This window comes from Ignavibacteria bacterium, from assembly GCA_016707005.1.
GTDB lineage: Bacteria > Bacteroidota > Ignavibacteria > Kapaibacteriales > Kapaibacteriaceae > UBA10438.
Map to the genome: position 1 here is coordinate 661,870 of JADJIQ010000005.1, position 20,465 is coordinate 682,334.

Below are 20,465 nucleotides of genomic sequence, written 5' to 3' on the forward strand. Positions count from 1 at the left end.
ACTTATTCGCCTTCAACGGTTTCACTGATCGATCCATCATCCCGTACTCGGATCGTGAGACCGGGAAGGGGCTCAGTACGGAGAAATTCATCCTTCTCGCAATCAAAATCATGGCGGAGTTGACCAACCCGAATTGACCCATCGTCTTCCATCGTACAGGCGCGGAGGAAGGTACTCTCGCACGTTGCCTGCAGTGATGCGATCAATGATCGGGCAATGATATTCTGCCGACTCGTTGTTACAACATAGACGTTTTCGTCCTTGGTTCCCTCTATCCCCAACACGCGGAACAGTCGGATCTCCAGTGTGTCGGATTCACGCCCTATGTTGCAGCCTGCGATCTCATCAACACGGATCTTGGATGGGATCGATCCTGTAGAATCGGCGTATCCGGCATTTCGGAGGAAGGTCTCGCGCTCCGCATCTTCAATGCGACGCATATTTGACCATCGCTCAGATACATCCAAGAGATCCTTTTCGCCGATCGTCAAGTTGGGGCGGAGTACTGCCAGGCAGGAGTCCACGGAAGCCGTGGCTGCAACGGTAAACGCGAAGAAGAGCGCGAGCGATATACGGCATTTCATGCCGAAATATAGCAGGTTATGAGCTGTGCTGCATGCGGGCTAAGCGCATGGACTTCGTGCGAAACTTCGGGATGAGGGCTCCGAGGAAGTAAACACGGAAGATGTACCACCAGAAACTCTTCTCGATCAACACAGGGTCGATGTTCTTGGCCACGGCCGCATGAAGTTCCGGAGCCTTGCTCCAATGGGAACCTGCTTTGTCGTGGTGAACAGTGTGATATCCATTGTTGAAGAGGAGGAGATTCAGCCAGCCGGTGAAGTTTCGGGAGTGATTCCACTGCGATTCTTCATCGGCATGCACGTGCTGTACGTAATTGAAGACCAACACTGCGAACAGGCCAACCTGTTGTGGAATAACGACGTAGAGAAGCGCCTTTTGCCAGTCCAGCACCAAGAACGTGCCGATCCACACAAAGAGCATCAAGTACTGTCCGGCCGCCAGTGCCCACTTGCGCCTGTCACCATTCCACATGTTGCGGAGATAGTCGCGGATAGGCTTCTGCTGGAAGTAGGAGCTCATGGTTGGGTAGAACAGCAGCATCAGAAGCGTGTTATTCTCCGTCAACCGATACGTGATCGTGTAGTCGCCCTCTTTGTTATTCAGGCGATGGTGATTCATGTTGTGGGTTGGAATCCACGCAAATGCTGGGAAGCCATAGAACACCGTAAGCCAATAGTCGGTAAGGGTGTTAAGGAATGGCTTGCGGAAAATCGGCAAGTGATTGTGATTGTGTGCGATCACCGTTACAGCAACAGAAAGGAAAAGGTAACCAACATAGAGAAGTGGTTGGAAACCGACGATGGTCCACTGAAGGACGAAGACGAGCGTGGTAACAGCCATATAGGCTACCGTGCGTCTGTCTTCTTTGAATCTGAGCAACATAGGGGGTCGGTCTTTTATGAAACTGGTCATCCTAGAACAACAAATTAACCCCAATGCACGGTTCCTCCGCTACGGTTTGTAACCGATACCCTGTATTTTGACCCATTGCATTCACATGAACCGCCCTAAAGTGTACCAGATGCGTACGATCTCTCTCATTGCCGCAACGTTTTTGATCCATATTTCTGCCATTTCTGGGGAGATTGGGATCGTCTTCAATGCGATGATGAATGGAAATCCATTTGTGATGGATCAACCGGTACCAATGGACAACGGACGGTATTATTTCTCTCCGCGGATGCTTCGATTCTACGTTGCAGAGATCAGCTTTGTCCATGATGGCGGACTACGCACCAAGGCCGATAATGTGTATCTGCTGGTTGATGTGAACGATGTATCGAGGTATGTAGTTGGCAACTATGATATCTCGCGCATCGATAGCCTTGAGATCCACATCGGTGTTGACAGAATTGCGAACCACAATGACCCTTCGATCTATCCACCGGAACATCCTCTTGCACTCAAGGACCCAACGATGCACTGGGGATGGGCTGCAGGATATCGGTTCATCGCTCTTGAGGGATCGGCCGGCTCAACAGCAGCAACAGCAAAGGCAGATGTTCAGGTCCACAGCGTTGGTGATACGCTCTACCGTCGAATCGTGATTCCTGTGACATCTACAGTGACCTCCTCCGGCGTGGACGTGGTCCTCAATGCGGAGTATAGTGCCTTGCTCAAGGATCTGGACGTGTCACAAGGACTCATCTTCCATGGATATGGACCAGAGACCGAGACACTGACCGAGAACATGGCAACGCGAGTCTTTACGGCCGCTGCTCCGTCATCCGTCAACGAAGGTGATCAGGCTATTTCCACATCGGTCCATCCAAACCCCGCTTCTGATGTGGTTTCGGTTACTGTTTCCGAAACAGCGGCGAACGTAATGTTGGTTGACGCTGTTGGTCGGGTAGTGACCACTGCCGAACTCACCGGCGGCAGGTCTTCCATTTCCGTTGCAACACTCTCGGTTGGTTCCTATACCATTGTCATCGACGCCGGAAACGGTCGTATCTCCCATGCTCCGCTCGTCATCATTCGGTAAGGGGCTCTGCACGGTTGGTATCCATGCGCTGGTCATTCTCCTAACAGCGTGTGCCAACGATGTACAGACACCTCCGCTCGATCTACCGCTGATTGACCAACCGCAGGGCTTTCCGGCGCAAGAGTTCCCAGCCGATAACGTTCCCAATGCAGATCGCATTGCCCTCGGCAAGATCCTCTTCTTCAGCACAGAGCTCTCGCGCACCCGCAGTGTTTCATGTGCATCATGTCACGTGCAGTCGAAGGCATTCACAGACGGACTCGCCGTTAGCGTTGGCGTTGACGATCGCAGTGGAACCCGCAATGCCCCTTCACTGTTCAATGTGGGGTACGGTCCATACTTCCTACGGGAAGGGGGCGTTCCCACATTAGAGATGCAAGTGCTTGTTCCGGTACAGGAGCACAACGAATTCGATATGAACATGCTGGAGGTTGTGGATCGGTTTGCGGCCGACACAGCCATTCAACGAATGAGCCGTGCGGCATACGATCGTGATATCGATTCCTACGTGATCACGCGTGCGATAGCATCATTTGAGCGAACACTCATCAGTGGTTCGTCTCGGGCCGACAACAACGATCTCAACGCATCAGAACGTCGAGGCAAGGAGCTCTTTGCCAGCGAGCGTGCTGGGTGCAGCTCATGTCACGGCGGCTTTCTCTACACCACCCACACCTTTGCGAACAACGGGGTCTATGCATCATACACCGACCCAGGGCGCCAGAGACTTACGTTTCGTGCCGAAGATCTGAACGTATTCAAAGTACCGTCCTTGCGTAATGTTGCACGCACAGCCCCCTACATGCATAATGGCGGTATCGGAACGTTGCGGGAAGTGCTGGAGATCTACAATGCAGGGGGCTATGCACATCCCAACAAAGACCCGCGATTGCATGCATTGGGATTGACGACAACGGAACTCGACGAACTTGAGGCATTTTTGAGAACACTTACTGATGAACGATCACTGACCGACCTGCGATATCGACAATGAAGAACTTCGCCCTCATCCTTACAACAGTGATCACGGTGTACGGCTGCACAGAAGAAGCTCCGGCTCCGCCTTCTCCGCCGGTTTACGACCCAACACCGTACGTGATCGACATGACCAGGCTGCCTGCCGGCACTGACATGGTTCCGTTACCTACAGATTGGCCGCTAACGAAACAACGTGTGCTGCTTGGCAGAATGATGTTCCACGACCCGTCGCTCTCGCGAGATGGCACACAGAGTTGTGCATCGTGTCACGTCCAAGGCGATGGCTTCACCGATCTCCGTCGTTTCAGCATCGGCGTTAAGGGACTAGCCGGCACCCGCCAGTCTATGCCCCTTTCAAATCTTGCATGGCACAAGAACGGTTTCTTTTGGGATGGGCGTGCTCCTCGTCTTCGCGAACAAGCTCTGCGTCCGATCCTCGACCCGATCGAGATGAACAACACTATGGCCAATCTCGAGGCCACTCTCAATGCGTCTCAAGTCTATCGCGACCAGTTCACGCGCGCCTTTGAATCAGACACGATCTCCTATGTAGAGATCGGTGTAGCACTTGAACAGTACATGTTCACCCTTATCTCAGGCGACAACAAATTTGATAGGGTGTTTCGCGGAGAGGCTACATTCACAGAACAGGAAGAACGCGGCCGACTTCTCTTCTTTCGAGAGTTTGACGTAACGGGAAAGAAGAAGGGGGCCGAGTGTTTCCACTGTCACGGCGGTCCCAACTTCACCAATGACCGCTACATGAATAACGGTCTTGATGATGATGCTTCCTTTGTTGATCTTGGTCGGGCGAAAGTGACGAAGGTCCCCGCAGATAACGCAAAGTTCAAAACACCATCACTCCGTAACGTAGCCGTCACTCCGCCCTACATGCATGATGGCCGCTTTGCTACCCTTGAGGAAGTGATCGACCATTACAACGCTGGTGTGAAGCAGAGCAGCACCGTTGATCCTCTCATGCAGTTCTTGCTAAATCCGGGCATCAAGCTCACTTCCGACGACAAAGCGGATCTCATTGCCTTCCTTAAGACCTTAACGGACCAGACGTTCCTCACGAATCCTGCGTACGCGAAGCCGTGACGCGTTAAACCCAGGGCTAAAGCCCTGGGTCAAGGCGCACCTTCACTTCAGGAGTCAGCATGCGTTTTTTCTGTGTACTTCTCTTCTTCGTGGTGGTGAGCCCCCTTACAGCACAGGAGCTGTATTTTCCACCGATCGCCGGCACCGAATGGGCAACTACGTCTCCGTCTGAGCTAGAGTGGTGCCAGGAACGCATCGACTCGCTCTACAGCTTCAACGAACGCTCCAACACAAAGGCGCTGATCATTCTCAAGAATGGGAAGATGGTCCTTGAGAAGTATTTCGGAACGTTCACACAGGACAGTCTGTGGTATTGGGCCTCAGCAGGAAAGACGGTAACGTCGGTTTTGGTTGGGCATGCCCAAGAGAATGGTCTGTTGGATATCACAAAGTCGAGCAAGACGTATCTGGGTGCGGGATGGAGTTCGTGCACACCTGAACAAGAAGACGCGATCACTGTTCGACATCACCTCACGATGACCACGGGTCTTGAAGGACGCACGCCTGACGATGATTGCAAGATCCCTACATGTCTAACGTATCGCACAGCTCCGGGGACTCTGTGGGACTACTACAACGCCGGCTATCTGCTTCTGCAAGATGTTGTGGCGAAGGCATCGGGGTTGAGCTATCAGCAGTACTACGCTCGCAATCTTGCAAGTAGGACGGGCATGGGCGGACTCTGGCTGGATGGCGTGTTGTATTCCAAACCACGCGCGATGGCCCGATTTGGACTGATGTTGTTGGCAGGGGGCGTGTGGAATGGAGATACCATCCTCCACGACCGAGAATATTACAATGCGATGAAGAACACATCGCAGGATCTCAATCCTTCCTACGGCTACCTCTTCTGGCTCAACGGCAAGGGGAGCTATATACAGCCGGGCATACCATTTGTTTTCTCGAGCGATATCATCCCATCAGCCCCCGATGATCTCTACTCAGGGCTTGGCAAGAACGACCAAAAAGTCTACGTGGTACCTAGTCAAGGCCTCGTTGTGGTGCGCATGGGCAACAAGGCAGACGATGAGCTCCCTGCGATCAGTGGATTCGATGAAGATCTTTGGACGTTGATATCACAACTGCCGTGCAGTACTACTGCAGTTACTGAAGAACGGGCCGCAAATGCCTCAACCTTCTTGTGGCCGAATCCGGCCATTGACGTACTCTACCACGATGGTGCGGAATACATCATACGATCCTTGGATGGCAGAATCGTGATGCAAGGCATATCACACAGCGTTTCACTAGGACAACTGCCCGCCGGCGTCTATGCCTTTGAATCTAAGGTTGGCTCAACCACACGTCGAACAGTTCTGGTTAAATCGCAGTAGATCACGGAATGTATAGGACTGGAATCTTGAAGACGTCTCTCAGGATCTCACGAGCCTTGTCCTTTCCAGGGAATCCTATTCCAATGTGTCGCTTGAGGTCACTCAACATGTAGTAACTAGGGTCACCCTCCATGTCTTCTATTCTCTGGTAGATGGCTGTTGCCTCGGCATACCGTTCTAACGTTAATAATGCGAGTCCATAGTTGCCTTGGATGTTTTGGTCATCCGGATACTTGTCAGCAAGTTCTTCACAAAGCTCTACGGCCGATCGATCGTCTCGTGCGAGATAAGCCGCCCAGGAAGCAGCCAGCCGTACGGATGTTGTTGTGTCACCATGCTGAATGCACCAGCGATACATGTCCCACTTTTTCTGCCAATCCTGAACAACACCATAACACTTCGCTAGCTCGAGGATCACATCTTGTTGCTCGCCATACTTTGCCATGATGCGAAGGAGCATGTCTAGTGCTTCTAGCGGCAGTTGGTATTCAGACAGAAGTTGGGCGTACTTCATCAAGGAGTCTCTTGATGTTGTGTCACGCGGAAGGAGCGGATCAACGAGATCGTGCTGGACCTTTCCATACCAAGGCAGTTCACAGCCTCTCTTTCGAGCGATATCATAGTCTGTCCGAGCTCGTTCGATATCGCCGTGAATGAATCTCACTCGACCACGACCATAGAATCGTTCTGTATAGTATAACACCCCGATGGTGTGTTCTGGCATATCAAGGAGAGCGTTGTAGTTGACTACAGCATGTTCGTATTGGTCGAGTCCATGGCCTCCATAGTGGCCCCCAAAGCTAAATCTGACATACGCTTCACCATTCGCGACCGCTCTGCCGTTGATCGCTCGAGGCTTAAATCGTAGGCTGCGTATGCCGGATATAACAGCGGAGTCTAGGGGATCACTCATTGAATTCACAATACGCCACGACTTCACATTACCACGCTCGTCAACGCGGACCCAGACGACCACTGTACCCTCAAGTTGATGATCCCTAGCTTCGGCCGGGTATGAGACGTAGAGATCACTGTAGTCCCACCGCACCGGCAGGGTATCCTGAGAGAGGATAGTAGTTGATCCCATGATCACGGCAAAACAGAACATCAATGAAAAGACAAACATGAAGTCGGGTCTCCGATTGCTAGTTAAACGACCTCCACATCGTGGCGAAGTTACGATCAAGAGGGGGCCATTCTTTCACCGACAAGACCTTCTTATAGGCTGGTGATGTAGATTGGAACATGCTTACGCTCCTTACAGTCTGCATGATCACCATGACCTTTGAAACACAGCCAAGGGATACAGTCCTCGTTCCATTGCATGTGGTTGTTCCAGACCTGCTGACTGACGTACGGTACGCCACAGCGGACAACTTCACGAAACGTGTCTTATACACCAGCGATACACTTTCCGCACGTCACATTGTGGCGGAGAGCCTGGCTGTGGCTCAGCGCGCGGCACGTGCACGTGGACTCCAACTCAAGGTCTATGATGCCTATCGCCCCCTAAGCATACAACGTCTGATGTGGAGCATCGTGCCCGACGAACGATACGTAGCAGATCCGGCAAAGGGTTCTCGTCACAATCGAGGATGTGCCCTTGATCTTACGTTATGCGATAGTAGCGGTAACGAGCTTAACATGGGTACCGGCTATGACGAGTTCACAGAACGTGCAGCTGCAACCTATACAAACCTCGATCCTGCAGTTCTTGAGAATCGTAAACTTCTTCAGAACATCATGTCCGATGCGGGTTTTGACGTGTTGCCGAGTGAGTGGTGGCACTTTGACCTGCGTGGGTGGGAGCGATTCGCCATCTTGAACGAATGACCATGCTCATTCGCATCATTACCATCCTTGCTCTTGCTGTAATCGCGCATCCCTTGGTGGCACAGGATTCGCACTATTGGACAAATCAATACGGAACAGAGTCATGGCTGCTCGGTGGCGCAGTGGTGGGATCTCGCACTGACCTTGCATCGACGTACTACAACCCTGCTTCATTGGCGTTCTACCCAGATACCACTGCATTGCAAACGGCGATCTCGTTCAACTGGTCGCGAACCGCAATTGAGGCAAAGGACCTCGATCTTGAGCTTCGGTCAGGATCTTCAGCGCCGCTGCCAACCCTCGTCTCCGTTAACCTTCCGATCAAGTTGTTTGGTTCAAGATCTCTCCAGCTCTCATTTCTTAAGCGCACAAACGTCCGAATGAACCTCAACGGCATCGCCTATTCACCTGCCGGTGCCGATACGAACTATGTTGTCACCGGGTCTATCATTCGCGAACTTTTCGACTCTTGGTTCGGGATCACTTGGTCCAGATCGTTCGGCAAAGAACATGCGATCGGCATCACCGGCTACTTCTCTGCTGTTGCGTCAACGTATTCTTCGGCGTTGACAACTGGGATATCCGGACCCAATACCTCCGGCGCTACAAGTCATACAGACTACCAGACGTACGACAACATTCGATTTCTCGCCAAGGCAGGCTATTTCTACGACGGAAGACCTATCAGTCTTGGCTTGTCCCTTACCACACCAAGCCTGAAACTCTTCAACACCTTTGGCGAAGTCCGTACCTCACAAACGAGTATCATCAACGATTCCGTTGTTACCCTCTACGGCAATAGACAGACCGGACTTGAGGCACAATACAAAACACCACTCTCCATTGCCTTCGGTGCAACGTGGTATGCGCCCAAAACAACGCTATTCCTCACCGTAGAGTGGTTCGACGGACTCGACTCCTATACCCCCCTGCAACCTGAACCCTTCACCGGTACTATTCCGGCAACAACCGTCATCTATGGCACAACAGTGAAACGGTACGGCATTGCCAATGTTGGCCTAGCCATGCGCCAACAAATGACCGCTACCACTTCATTGTACGTTTCCCTCATCCGCGATGGATCTTCGCTTAAGGCGGAGGATGAAGCCGATGAAGCCATTGTGAACTACGACCTCTACCATGCCACTCTTGGCTGGCAGTTCACCATTGATAAAACAGTGATCACAGCTGGTGGTATTGTTGGAGGGGGCTTTGTGGACGATGCATCGTCATCTTCCTTCGATCAGTTCGTAGGGTTACTTAGCGGTGTTCAGATCAATCGATACTTCCTGCGCATCGGTGCGCTGATCGGTATCGTAGCACGATTCTGATGCGATTCTTAGCATACATCATTGCTCTTATGGTGCTGACATCGGCGCGTGTGGTCTCTCAACAAGACACAAATGCGAACCAGATGCCCCCTACCATCGATCCCGTGAGACTGGGCGTTGTTGGTGGGGTGACCATTGCAGGTTTCGTAGTAGGGCATGCCTTGGTCAATGACTTTTGGTGGAAGGGTGAAAAGGTCCCCTTCCATGTGAATACCACAACAGACTACACCTACGCGCTCAATGCCGATAAGCTTGGACATATGGTTTTCTCCTATGCCGCATCAACGGTGTACTCCGATCTCTTTCGGTGGTGTGGAATGGACTCCACAACTGCCGCTTGGTCGGGCTTTGGCGTAGCGATGACCTACCAGACCTACGTTGAGATCCGGGATGGCTTTTCCGCCGGCTATGGTTTTTCCTGGGGCGATATCGCGGCCAATACTATCGGGGCTTCTCTGCCCGTGGCACAGCGATACATACCCGCCTTGCGCAGTATCGATCTTCAGCTGTCGTTCTGGCCTTCCGACGAATTCAAGAACGGTCAATACAACGCCATTATCGACGATTACACATCCACCACACATTGGCTAACGCTCAACGCCTACGATGTTGCCCCAACCTCATGGCAATCATGGTTTCCACCATGGCTCGGACTTGCCATTGGTCATAGCGTCCAGAACCTTGATGGCAACGGTGGCGGACAACACGTTGTGTATCTGTCTCTCGATTGGCAGCTGCACCGGATTCCAAACCTTGCCCCTTGGCTACGAGATGTGTTACGAGTACTCCACCTCTATCACCTGCCAGCACCTGCAGTACGGATCTTGCCGAATGTGGTGTGGTATGGAATCAGATTCTAATGACGGTTATGACGATATGACAGTTATGACGGTATGACGGTTAGTTCTCGGCGATGACGACTACGAGGTCATCGTTTGAGAAGGTGAGAGTTTCGGATTTAGGGATGTTTAGGCGTACAGCCCACTCTCCATTGACCTTGCACTTGAGTCCGATGGCGATCTCATTACACTGTGCCGCTGCATAGACCAACGTTGCCATTGTGTACTGATGAGTGGGAGAGATATACTCCGTGATGGGTTTCAGGTACAGTTCACTGCCTGCTGCATCAAAGAGATCGCGGAACACTGCATGTAGGTCTTGGTTCTCAGCGATCTGCGTAAGCAAGAGCGAAACGATCGTATTGCTGATGATGAAATCGTTGATCCCGTCTGTGGAGGCCAGGGAACGATTACGCTCATCCAACATCTCTGTTACGATGTTCACCGTTGGGAAGGCTGATGTGATATCCCGCAGATGGATCAGCGTCATGATCGTTCTGGCATCTGCTTGTTGCACGTCCAGCGTGGTATCAGCAAGCACGATCACACTATTGAAGGATGGAACATCAAGTTCATCGAGCACGCTGCGAGACGTGGTGCGAGATTGCCTGAATGAAGGACGTGAGCGCTTCACGTTCTTACGAATGATCTCCACGTCCTCAGCCCTGTCCACGTGATCGACAACAACGATCTCCGTTCCTTCCACGACGTATTCATCGAGTTCACGGATGATAAATCTGCCCCGTTCGTTCCATCCAAGCACAAGTATGCGCTCGGAAGCAGGTGTCCGCTGCAACCTTCTTGCCACCATAGATTCATTGATCGATGCACGTTGCTCACGCAGAACGATCGTATCGTCATCTGCACTGAGTGCAATGATCGAATCACCAGCTGCGATCACCGTATCCATCGGCGGATTCAGCTTCAACTGACCGTCGGCATACTTCAGTCCGACGAGACATGATGTTTCATACCATAGCAACGCCTCAGCGAACGTCTTGCCGGCGAGTCTCGGCTCACTATGGATGTAGAGTTCATCGCCGTCAAAATCGAGTAGCTCAGCGTAGACCAAGGACAGTCCGGGTTGACGGCATGTCTGTGTGATGATCTGCGAGATCATCACCTCACTGGGGATGATATGAGCCCGTCCGCCCGTTACAAGCTCCGCCACCTTGACGTTTGCTTCAGAACGCATGGTGGCCACGATCGCACCATTTGGCCGATCCGCATCTAGGCGATTCAGAGCCAGGAGGGTCTTGATCGTATATGCATCGCCGATCTCCGGATCTTCCGTCAACGGATCGAGGATAATAATGCTCTTTGCTTCTGATGGTCGAACGATCGCAAGATCAGTGACGTCGATCGGCGAACCGGACCGACACACGATAGGTGTTGAACCAGAATCGCCAACGCGTGTCCGAATCGCATCCTCCATCTCTACTTTGTCTGTATCAGCGAGGACAACGATGCATGCCCCCTTCACATTCGCGTTCGCAGCGATCAGCTCATGAAGAACCGAGAAGATCTGGTCGCCCCATCCAAGGACAAGCGTATGTCCCGACTCAACCACGATCGACTTTCCCTTGCGCAGAGTCTGAACGGCGTCTGCAAAGCCATTTGCCAGAATACCCACGAGCAACGAGAGGATGAAGATCCCACCCAGACTCGCGAGCAACATCAGTAATCTGTAGATCCAAACGCCATCTTCATACGGCACACCGGAAGGATCAAACGTGTACGTGAAGATCGTCCATATTGTGTCCCAAGATGTCGCTTCCTCTCCTGGTGATACTCCAGCGAACGCCATCGCGACAGCGATCACTGCGATCAGAACCACCATCGACGCACCCAAAACCAAAAGGAGCGCCCACGTACCCTTCGCAAAGAGGTTATCGATGCGATAGCGAATCTTCTCTATCATCCCTCGGAGTCACTCGCAGTTGCAGGCGGCACGGCTGAAGTAGGCGTGGAACTCGAAGTTTGTCCGGCCTTTGCAGCAGTCTGCTTAGCGACCTTCTGTAGTGCTTTCTTCAAGCGTTGCTGGGTTTCTTTCACCTTGTCTCCCTCAACTACCTCCCGCTTTAGGACATCATTCACGAGGATATCCAATATCTGTTCTTGTTCAACCTTGAGCTCTGGAAAGAGCCTCCGGAGCTCTTTGCGAACAACCGATACAGCCGGATCACTCATCAATATCTGTGCGATGGTAAACTTGTTAACCAATTGCGCTTGCTGATGAAAAACGTCCATCGCATCTGAGCTTAGTCCTTCTCTACAAAGCAAGAAGATCCTGTTCAGATCATCATCGTTCTTCAGATTAACAGAGGTGAGATTAAAGGATGACACCTCTTCGAAGTCGATTGGCTGACCAAACTTGATACGATAGAGTCGCCAATCAATGGCATTTGTGAGTACAACCCATTCGATACCCTGATTAGCTCCGTAGTTGACCGCCTGTCGCAGATGAGAGTCATTCAAAGTGACGCCTGCAGACTTCACTTCGATCAGATAGCGGATCTTGTTGTCGATCTTTACAGCGAGGTCGCAGTACGTACCTCGTATCTGCTGCTCGCTGGTGAGCTCTAGATACTTGTCAAAGCCAAAGGAATCAGCAAGAATGTCTTTAACAAGTGTCACAGTGTCGGCCTCTGACACATCTCTTGTCTTTTGAAGCACTGCTACTGCTTGGAATACCTTCACTGTCGCACCAAGGCGGTCTAATACCTTTTTCGGGATCTTCATACCCTCTACCCTCGTTAGAATCTATGAAACGACTATACTTGGCCGTAAAAGTACATATCTATCCTGAACCGAAGACGAAATGACGTCACAACGTCATAATTGTCATAACGTCATAACTCTTTAGCAACATCCACCGCCTGGCACACACACATTTACAGGCTTCACTCCGTATACGGTTGTGCTGATGATGCCTTGCCCCTTCTCATTCATTGCTGTGATCTCGTCTGAGGTGAGATACGCCGAGAGGATGTCATCCGGGAGAACAACGGGACGGGCTTTTTGGACGGTGATGTTTGTGAAGCCTACTTCAGAGAGCATGCGAAGGTAGTCTGATTCTTGGATGGCTCCCGATACACAGCCGGCATACATCTCCGCATCCTTGCGAAGGGGCTCCGGTAGTTCACCACGCAGGACGATGTCGCTCACGCTGAAGTGACCTCCGGGTTTGAGAATGCGGAACATCTCTTGGAAGGCCTTGAGTTTATCCGGTACAAGATTGAGAACACAGTTGCTGATGATCACGTCTGCACGATTGGCAGCAATGGGTATGTTCTCGATATCACCCTGACGGAATTCGACATTGTTGAAGCTGAGCTTGTCGGCATTCTCCCGCGCCTTGGCGATCATCTCGGGTGTCATATCGATACCGATGACCTTCCCACTCTCGCCCGTGATTGCTCTTGCTACAAATGCATCATTGCCGGCACCGGATCCCAGATCAACAACTGTGTCGCCTTCCTTGATCTGTGCGAATTCGGTTGGCACACCACATCCAAGGGCAAGATCCGCATCGGCTACATATCCCTTGAGCTTGGTGTAGTCCTCGGCAAAAATGGTGTAGTCCACCGTTGAACATCCGCCAACACCACAACATGATGCCGCGTTCTGCTCATGAGATTGCTGGGCGATCTCGCCGTATTTGGTGCGAACGAGTTCCTTGAGTTCTGTAGAGGTTTCCATGGTGGTTCTTTTACGTGAACGGGTTTGGGATTGCGATGATCCCTTGAGACAGCATTAACGAAGGATCGAGAGCGTTCGTGTTTCGATCGTGCTGCCGGAGATCATGCGAATCACATAGGTGCCAGTTGCAAGTGAAGAGATGTTGATCAGTGCAGGTGAAGCCACGAACTCGCCCTGGAGAACCGTACGTCCGGTTGCGTCCACAAGGTGATACGTACTGTTTCCGTAGTAGACCGTAGTGATCAGGAGGTGATCACTCGCCGGTTGTGGTTGGATCCATGTGTGTGGAGTGGCTGAAGCGTGTTCCACTGTGCTGGTAGTGGCCTCACAGACGATCTTTCTTGCAAAAGCTGAATCCAAGACGTCGCGTTGAAGACCAAGAGAAGGATCAACGCCGACAGCACTAGTTGGAAAAACATTCTTACTCATCGGACCAAACTCAGTGTACCGAGATGCATTGCCCCCTATCAACACGTTGTCGCTGAAACGTCGGTTAGCGTCTGTGATATCGGGAAAGTAGTGTTGAATGGTTCCATCGCCTTCTGCCTTACCCGGACCATAGATGCCTTGATATCCGCCGGCTGAACGGAAGCAATTCGCAACGTTCTTGGTGAAGACAAATCCGCTTGTGGGTTTGAATGCCCATGTGATGGGACCTGTCTGCTCTATCGTATTGCCGACCACGGAGACGTTCTCTGGGTTGCCGATCTTGAGGAAGGTACCGTCATTGGGACCACTCACGTTCCCATCGCCGAATGCCGGACCGTTGATGTTTGTGAAGAGGTTGTTGGCGATCAAAATCCGGGACGATCTGGTACTGGGAATATCATCCGATCCGGAGATCGTGATTCCTGCACCAACATTGCGAACGATGTTATTGGTGATCGTAACATCACTCACATCGGCTTGTGGTGCCTTGCCCCCTTCAGCTCGAACGGTAAGGAGGATGGCGTAGCCACTCTGACCGATCGGGAGATCTGCCCAAGAGTTCTCCAGCGTGTTTCCATCGAGGAGCACCCTTCTACCTGTCTTCAGTTCAAAGAGGTTCTTGATCGTCCAATGTTTGCCGGCGTAGGTAGCATCACTAACACGCCAGGTAAGGGGCTTATACATGTGGTTCTGACGGATCTCGATGTCCGACGGAACAAGGTTGGGAATGCTCGGCGCGCCTCCACCGAACATGATGTTTTCTCCCGATGCTTCGAGGTAGTTGTTGATGATCTTGAACGGTCCGGGACCATTTACGCCGGCAATGGCCTGTGCATCAAAGCCAATACTGTGAAAGTCCGAGATGTAGGAATCAATGATGGCGGCATTCGCACAATCGAGACGAACGCCAAACTTCATCACGGTTCCATTGGTGTGACCGTGGATGTAGCACCGATCGATGATGAGATGATGCGGCACTTCTTCGAGTGTTGTCTGCGCTGGACCGTTGTCACCAAGAAAGACAAGTCCGTAACTCTCCTGCACCTTTTCGTCGGCCGTGATCTCTATTCCGATCAGTCGATAGTGATGTGCGCCCGACTCTGTGCGCACCGCCGGATGACCTGCTGTATTTGTTGTTACAAAGCGCGGCATCACGGACGCCATGGTGGGTGAGATCCGTAGCCCTTGGTTGGGAAGTGCGTTGATGGTTGATGGCATGATGATGATCCATCCGCTGCCAACATCCTTCTTGCGTAGCACAATGGTTCCCTCGGTGACTTGATCTGCATCGACAACGATCACTGTTCCTAGCTGTGCTGCATCGATCGCCGACTGGAGATCTGTGAACATCCTGCCATTCGATCCAACAGTGAGTCGCGCATACCCCGTGGTGTCAGGGAAACACGTCACAACACTATCAGTATTCGGAAGTGCCGGTGTCACTACTTGTGAAACAGCTACAACCGAAGCAAACACGAGAATGAGAAGGGTTCGGATCATGCCGCCTGACACCCACAGTCTGGATTGGTGCAATGATGTTCATCACCATTTGTTATCTGGCCTCTTCTATTCACTTCAAATTGACAGCATGCCATAACCTGCTCTTTCAATTTGGCTTTGCCACGCTGAACTCTCGACTTTACACCAGAAAGGGAAATGTTGAGCTCATTGGCGATCACACGCATAGGCACACCATCGATCTCACTTCGATGCACAGCTGAACGATATGGTTCCTCGAGCGTTGCGATCATAGAAGTAAGGCACACGGCAATGTGATGTAGGTCTTCGGAAGTTGGCTGGTCCACTGGGTCAATGTCCGACAAAACATCATGATGCCGCACGCGATGATGGTCGCGCACGGCATTCATGGTGATCTGAAACAGCCACGGCAGGAGCATCGATTCATCGCGAAGTGTGGACCGTTTGGTCCATGCCTTCACAAGCGCGTCATGAACGATGTCTTCGGCAATCACATCGTTGTGAACCTTGCTTCGAACAAATCGAACCAGACGTGTTCGATACTCTTGCCAATTGTGTTCTACTTGCTGCATGAACACGTACAGGTGCAGGTGCAAGACTCACATGTACATGTGGTGCAGCAATCTGATGAAGTAGCCATGATCAAACTCCCTAGTGGATTGAAAAATACTGCTTGTATGGAGTAAGACGGTATGGGGCTAAAAAGGACGCAACATTCCTGAACGAACATCAGCTCGCCTTGACTACATTAGGGCTATGGGCAAATGGGGAATGCATCGACTACTGGTCTTGGCAGGGTTCATTACTGCCATTTCAACGGCCTCCGCACAACGTGGGGGTCGCACGGTATTGCAGGAGTGGTACCCTTCAAAACCGGCAGATAGCACTATGACCAGCTGGGCGTTGCGACAGGGCACAACCATGACTGTGCCGCGCGTTTCCCGGTCACCGCGTGGGATCCGGTTATTGGGTCCCTTTGGCGCTGCCGACGCGCTGCGGATGACCCTTAAGGGTCTTCCTCGACACTCCTTGGTGCGCATCGAACTGGGATGGCACATCATCGGACCGTGGCAGGGCACAGATGCCAATGACCGGTTCATGGTGATGGCAGACGGGAAGAATGTGGTTGATGCAACATTCTCCAACACCGCGGCTGCCCAAACCTGGCCGGACGCCTCAAATACGCGCCAACTGCCCCCTAGAACAAGAACTCGCAACAGTAACATGCTCGGCTATCCGTGCACATATGCGATCGACTATTCAGGGCCGATGGATGCCACGTATGAGACCGTTGGTACTATCTCGCATACTGGTAGTACGTTGAACCTCGACATAACAGCACTTCTTGCCTACGTGAAGCTTGATTCTTGTGAGAAACTCTGGGGAATTGATCACATCGTGATCTCTGTATTGGATGCCTACACAGAGAGTGAACTACCCGGACGCTCCTTCACGCGTCCGTTGGTTGATGCCGTGACGTATACCGAGGGTGATGTACGCGAGATAGCAGAGTTCGTTCAAGACGGTGATTTTCCGGGGCTGATCTCTACTTCTGCCCTTGCCAAGGACCTCCACGTTACATACCTCAACAGTGAGTGTCACTCCTGCGGTGATGTGTGCCTCATGTATCACTATCGTCTCTACACCGATGGGTGGATGAGCGTGTGGTCCAATAGAGCGGCACGCGGCAAGGCCACGTTCACTGCCATGCTCACTCCGGAAGAACTCGATACAATGTCGATGATGCTGGCTGACTGTGCTCAAGAGCCGATTATTCCGGCCTATCACGACTCTACCTACGAAGCAGAACACCCCGACCTCACACACTGTGAGCTCGTGATCATTGTGAACGACAAAGAGGCAAAGACCGAGGTGTTTGCCGGTGAGCCCCCTACCATCCGGCGTATGATGAACTACGCCATGGCCATCCTTGAGAGAAGGGGCTGGAGTCCGATCCCGCGGTAGCCTCGGGCTTAAGCCCGAGGCCAGTGCTACGTAACCTTTACAGCATTCTTTCTGTCCTTACCCCCATTATTGCCGCTGGCGAAAGCTGGTGGTTATACTTTTTTCACTCTGGGAGGTAGCATGTCTAAGGTTGTTCATTTTGAGATCCCTGCAGAGGATCCACAGGTTAAGATGACGTTCTTCACAAACGTCTTTGGATGGCAGTTCGAAGCATATGGTGACAGTGACTATTATCTGACAGCTGCAGGTGAAGAAGGGGCTATGGGGATCGGTGGAGCGATCATGAAGCGTAATGACCCAAGCCAACCGCTGGTGAATACGATCAGCGTTGCATCGATCGATGACACTGTTCCGGTGATCGAAGCGAACGGTGGAACAGTGGTTGTTCCTAAGATGGAAGTTGGCGAGATGGGCTGGGTGGCTTACTTCACCGACCCAGAAGGCATGATCCATGGAATCTGGGAGATCAAGCACGCAGGCTGACCTCGGGCTTAAGCCCGAGGCTAGGCAACGGGGATGTAGTAGTCCACCACTCCATCGCCACTCTTTGCGCTAAATCGTTCGTCGTATTTCTCAAAGTCCGGTGCATTGCGTTTGATGAGCCCCGTAGCTGGAAGGTGTTCTCTCCACACAGCATCAATGAACTGCGGGAATCCGGCTATGGGGCCATCGTACGTGAAAATTGCATATCGTCCGGCAGGCACGGGTACAGTTGTGATCCCATCGAGAGAAGGGGCTGAGGGGTCCACAGCAATTCCCACCATGTAGACAAATCCACAATCGGGTCCATCCCCTTCGATCATATCTATACATGCACCGTAGAGTGCTTGCGGATCATGACCAGGCAACGTGAACAGACGCGGCACAGATTCGTCCCATAATTGGGGGATCTGATGTCGCGTTTCTGTGTTGAATGTGCGTGCGATACCACGCAAGGTAAATGCTGGTAGGTCAACGGTAGTTGTTGTCATGGCAACAGATAACACGTGGCTGTAAGTTCGTTTAGTCCTGAGCACTTAGTTAACCTTGGAATTTTAACTCAATACGTTGAGTAATTCAAGGAACAACATCATACTTTTAATTCAACGCCGACTCATCAAGCACTGATGCCGGTGTGTTCTTCCCGTTGGGTTTTGAGGTAGGAACACTACTCGGCTACTCCGCTTATGGGCTTTGCATCTGTGATGGACGTCCTGAGGGCAAGGTAGTGGTCAGTTATTATGTCCAATTAATTGTCCAAGAGATCGTCCAAACCTTGGTCCGTGATCTTGGCAAGTCATTACATTGCTTATGGTTATTGCGTTAGCAAGATTGTCCAGGAGATTGTCCAGGAGATTATCCGGAGGACTGTCCAAGGATAGATCACTCCACTCCGCTGTTCTGTCTCGCAGCAACGCCTGAAACGCTGAGTTTCCTCAGGAGGGAGCGCTTCTTCGAGTGATGTTCTGCCATGCGATGAAGGATGTCGCTGAGAAACTGTACGGTATCAACGATGTACGGACCTTTGTTCAGCATCACACATTCTGCTCGTACAGACATCGCGGCATCACTAACTTCTGCGCGAGAAGGAATGCCTTTTTGCGCCATACCTTCAAGGACCTGAGTAGCCCATATCACCGGTACGTGGGCGGCTTCACAAAGCCAGAGGATCTCCTCTTGTACTTCTGCGAGACGTTCGAAGCCGATCTCAACGGCAAGATCTCCGCGTGCAACCATTATCCCGAATGGTGGGTGACGGAGTCCTTCAAAGAGGATCTGTGGCAGATGTTCAAATCCGTCCTGGGTTTCGATCTTCGCCACTACGCCACGATCTGTAAGACCAAGTCTCTCCATTTCGTTGAAGAGCGAAGCAACATCATGTGCTGATCGTACGAAGCTCATGCCGATGATGTCGGCAAACTGGCCGAGCTGCTCGAGATGTTTCACATCGTCGTTCGTAAGCGCATCGATCTGTAATGGCGTATCGGGCAGGTTGATCCCTTTTTCGGCGCGTAGCCAAGCACCGCCGTGTTTTGTGCGAACGATCTCCACTTCAAAGCCACCTTCGTAGACGTCGATCACACGTGAGGAGACCTTGCCATCATTGATCCACAACGGATCACCGGTTCGAACAGCATCGAATACCTCTTCCGGTTCACACGAGAGAAGGATCCGTTCTTCTGAGGGAGATCGCAGATCACAGGCGTAACCATGGAGCCCCTTTGCAAATCGAATGATGTCACCTTTACGAACCCTTACACGCTCCATCGGTCCGAGACGGAACTTTGGTCCGCCGAGATCGATGTAGACCTTGCACTTCTTCCCGGTCTGTTGTTCAGCCGCGCGAAGATTGCTGATCATCGCCTTCCACGCACCAACGTTGTCGTGTGCAGTATTGATCCGCATGATGTCCATGCCCGACCGTACGAGTTCTAGCACGTGCGTGGGGTCGGTTGCTGCATCGCTCGACATCGTAACCATGATACGCGCTGCTCTCTCACCGTTCGGTGTTCCCATCAACGTGCGAGCGTGATCTGAGAGATACATCGGACCGGTTCTGGCATTTACGGTAGTGGTGACCGGTTCTTCTGTAATGTACTCTTCTCCCATCATGCATTTCAGTGCTGCGATGACGTTTGTAAGCGTGCTAAGAACACATGGTTCACTTCTTCCCAAGGCGCTCAGGCCTAGGAAGTGCAGTTCATCCTGCAACTCACGAACATCAGACCTGCGAAGAGCCAGATAATGGGCAAGGTTCCTTGCCGAGTCACGATACTTTGGATGCACTCTCTCTATCGATTCGGCAAACTCGTCCTGAGTCTCAACGGCACTCGAACGTAGCTCGGAGAGAGCTAGAATCAGATCAGAATGAATCGATTCGGGTTCAAAGGTCATAGTCCAAACCTAGGAGTACCCCAAGGAGTGG

General features: G+C 51.9%; 19 protein-coding genes. 9 read left to right on the plus strand and 10 right to left on the minus strand.

What is annotated here, in order from left to right:
* Positions 1 to 2: 2 nt before the first annotated feature.
* Complete coding sequence (locus IPI29_11165) at positions 3 to 584, minus strand: hypothetical protein (GenBank protein ID MBK7413103.1); 582 nt, start codon at positions 582 to 584, stop codon at positions 3 to 5.
* Positions 585 to 600: 16 nt separating this feature from the next.
* Complete coding sequence (locus IPI29_11170; GenBank protein ID MBK7413104.1) at positions 601 to 1,467, minus strand: fatty acid desaturase; 867 nt, start codon at positions 1,465 to 1,467, stop codon at positions 601 to 603.
* Positions 1,468 to 1,582: 115 nt separating this feature from the next.
* On the opposite strand from IPI29_11170, the gene IPI29_11175 reads away from it, so the two are divergent.
* From IPI29_11175 to IPI29_11190, 4 genes are read left to right on the plus strand one after another with little or no spacing between them, the layout of a single operon-like run.
* Positions 1,583 to 2,569, plus strand: a complete 987-nt coding sequence (locus tag IPI29_11175) for a T9SS type A sorting domain-containing protein (GenBank protein MBK7413105.1) — start codon at positions 1,583 to 1,585, stop codon at positions 2,567 to 2,569.
* Complete coding sequence (locus tag IPI29_11180; GenBank protein ID MBK7413106.1) at positions 2,544 to 3,563, plus strand: cytochrome-c peroxidase; 1,020 nt, start codon at positions 2,544 to 2,546, stop codon at positions 3,561 to 3,563. The genes IPI29_11175 and IPI29_11180 overlap by 26 nt, the downstream gene beginning before the upstream one ends.
* Positions 3,560 to 4,648: a cytochrome-c peroxidase gene (locus IPI29_11185; protein ID MBK7413107.1), complete on the plus strand. Its 1,089-nt coding sequence runs from the start codon at positions 3,560 to 3,562 to the stop codon at positions 4,646 to 4,648. The genes IPI29_11180 and IPI29_11185 overlap by 4 nt, the downstream gene beginning before the upstream one ends.
* 59 nt (positions 4,649 to 4,707) lie before the next feature.
* Entirely contained in the window at positions 4,708 to 5,982 is a 1,275-nt protein-coding gene (locus tag IPI29_11190; GenBank protein ID MBK7413108.1) for a serine hydrolase, read from the plus strand.
* Position 5,983: 1 nt separating this feature from the next.
* On the opposite strand, the gene IPI29_11195 is transcribed toward IPI29_11190, so the two are convergent.
* Positions 5,984 to 7,108: a TonB family protein gene (locus IPI29_11195; GenBank protein MBK7413109.1), complete on the minus strand. Its 1,125-nt coding sequence runs from the start codon at positions 7,106 to 7,108 to the stop codon at positions 5,984 to 5,986.
* Positions 7,109 to 7,227: 119 nt separating this feature from the next.
* Between IPI29_11195 and ddpX the strand changes: the two genes are divergently transcribed.
* Genes ddpX through IPI29_11210 form a run of 3 tightly spaced genes read left to right on the plus strand, consistent with a single transcriptional unit; the run spans position 7,228 to position 10,006 of the window.
* Positions 7,228 to 7,815 (plus strand): D-alanyl-D-alanine dipeptidase, encoded by a 588-nt coding sequence (gene ddpX / locus IPI29_11200; protein ID MBK7413110.1) that lies wholly within the window; start codon positions 7,228 to 7,230, stop codon positions 7,813 to 7,815.
* The gene (locus IPI29_11205) at positions 7,812 to 9,146 is read left to right on the plus strand and encodes a hypothetical protein (protein MBK7413111.1); all 1,335 of its coding nucleotides are present in this window, start codon (positions 7,812 to 7,814) and stop codon (positions 9,144 to 9,146) included. The genes ddpX and IPI29_11205 overlap by 4 nt, the downstream gene beginning before the upstream one ends.
* On the plus strand, positions 9,146 to 10,006 hold the full coding sequence (locus IPI29_11210) for a DUF2279 domain-containing protein (GenBank protein ID MBK7413112.1): 861 nt from the start codon (positions 9,146 to 9,148) through the stop codon (positions 10,004 to 10,006). Before IPI29_11205 ends, IPI29_11210 begins: the two co-directional genes overlap by 1 nt.
* Before the next feature lie 40 nt (positions 10,007 to 10,046).
* On the opposite strand, the gene IPI29_11215 is transcribed toward IPI29_11210, so the two are convergent.
* The 5 genes from IPI29_11215 to IPI29_11235 form a co-directional block, all read right to left on the minus strand.
* A complete protein-coding gene (locus IPI29_11215; protein ID MBK7413113.1) occupies positions 10,047 to 11,906 on the minus strand; it encodes an NAD-binding protein in 1,860 nt (619 codons plus the stop codon).
* Positions 11,903 to 12,727 carry a type I restriction enzyme HsdR N-terminal domain-containing protein gene (locus tag IPI29_11220; GenBank protein MBK7413114.1) on the minus strand — a complete coding sequence of 275 codons (825 nt, stop codon included), beginning with the start codon at positions 12,725 to 12,727 and terminating at the stop codon, positions 11,903 to 11,905. Before IPI29_11220 ends, IPI29_11215 begins: the two co-directional genes overlap by 4 nt.
* A gap of 120 nt (positions 12,728 to 12,847) precedes the next feature.
* Positions 12,848 to 13,687 carry an arsenite methyltransferase gene (locus tag IPI29_11225; protein MBK7413115.1) on the minus strand — a complete coding sequence of 280 codons (840 nt, stop codon included), beginning with the start codon at positions 13,685 to 13,687 and terminating at the stop codon, positions 12,848 to 12,850.
* A 54-nt stretch (positions 13,688 to 13,741) separates the two neighbouring features.
* A complete protein-coding gene (locus IPI29_11230; protein MBK7413116.1) occupies positions 13,742 to 15,616 on the minus strand; it encodes a T9SS type A sorting domain-containing protein in 1,875 nt (624 codons plus the stop codon).
* Positions 15,613 to 16,167, minus strand: coding sequence for a sigma-70 family RNA polymerase sigma factor (locus IPI29_11235; GenBank protein ID MBK7413117.1), 555 nt, complete (start codon positions 16,165 to 16,167; stop codon positions 15,613 to 15,615). The genes IPI29_11230 and IPI29_11235 overlap by 4 nt, the downstream gene beginning before the upstream one ends.
* Positions 16,168 to 16,366: 199 nt before the next feature.
* Between IPI29_11235 and IPI29_11240 the strand changes: the two genes are divergently transcribed.
* Together IPI29_11240 and IPI29_11245 are read left to right on the plus strand one after the other, a co-directional pair.
* Positions 16,367 to 17,560, plus strand: a complete 1,194-nt coding sequence (locus IPI29_11240) for a hypothetical protein (GenBank protein ID MBK7413118.1) — start codon at positions 16,367 to 16,369, stop codon at positions 17,558 to 17,560.
* Between the two features lie 120 nt (positions 17,561 to 17,680).
* Positions 17,681 to 18,043, plus strand: a complete 363-nt coding sequence (locus tag IPI29_11245) for a VOC family protein (GenBank protein ID MBK7413119.1) — start codon at positions 17,681 to 17,683, stop codon at positions 18,041 to 18,043.
* Between the two features lie 20 nt (positions 18,044 to 18,063).
* On the opposite strand, the gene IPI29_11250 is transcribed toward IPI29_11245, so the two are convergent.
* Positions 18,064 to 18,531: an AraC family transcriptional regulator gene (locus tag IPI29_11250; protein MBK7413120.1), complete on the minus strand. Its 468-nt coding sequence runs from the start codon at positions 18,529 to 18,531 to the stop codon at positions 18,064 to 18,066.
* A gap of 391 nt (positions 18,532 to 18,922) precedes the next feature.
* A complete protein-coding gene (locus IPI29_11255; GenBank protein MBK7413121.1) occupies positions 18,923 to 20,434 on the minus strand; it encodes a pyruvate kinase in 1,512 nt (503 codons plus the stop codon).
* Positions 20,435 to 20,465 lie beyond the last annotated feature (31 nt).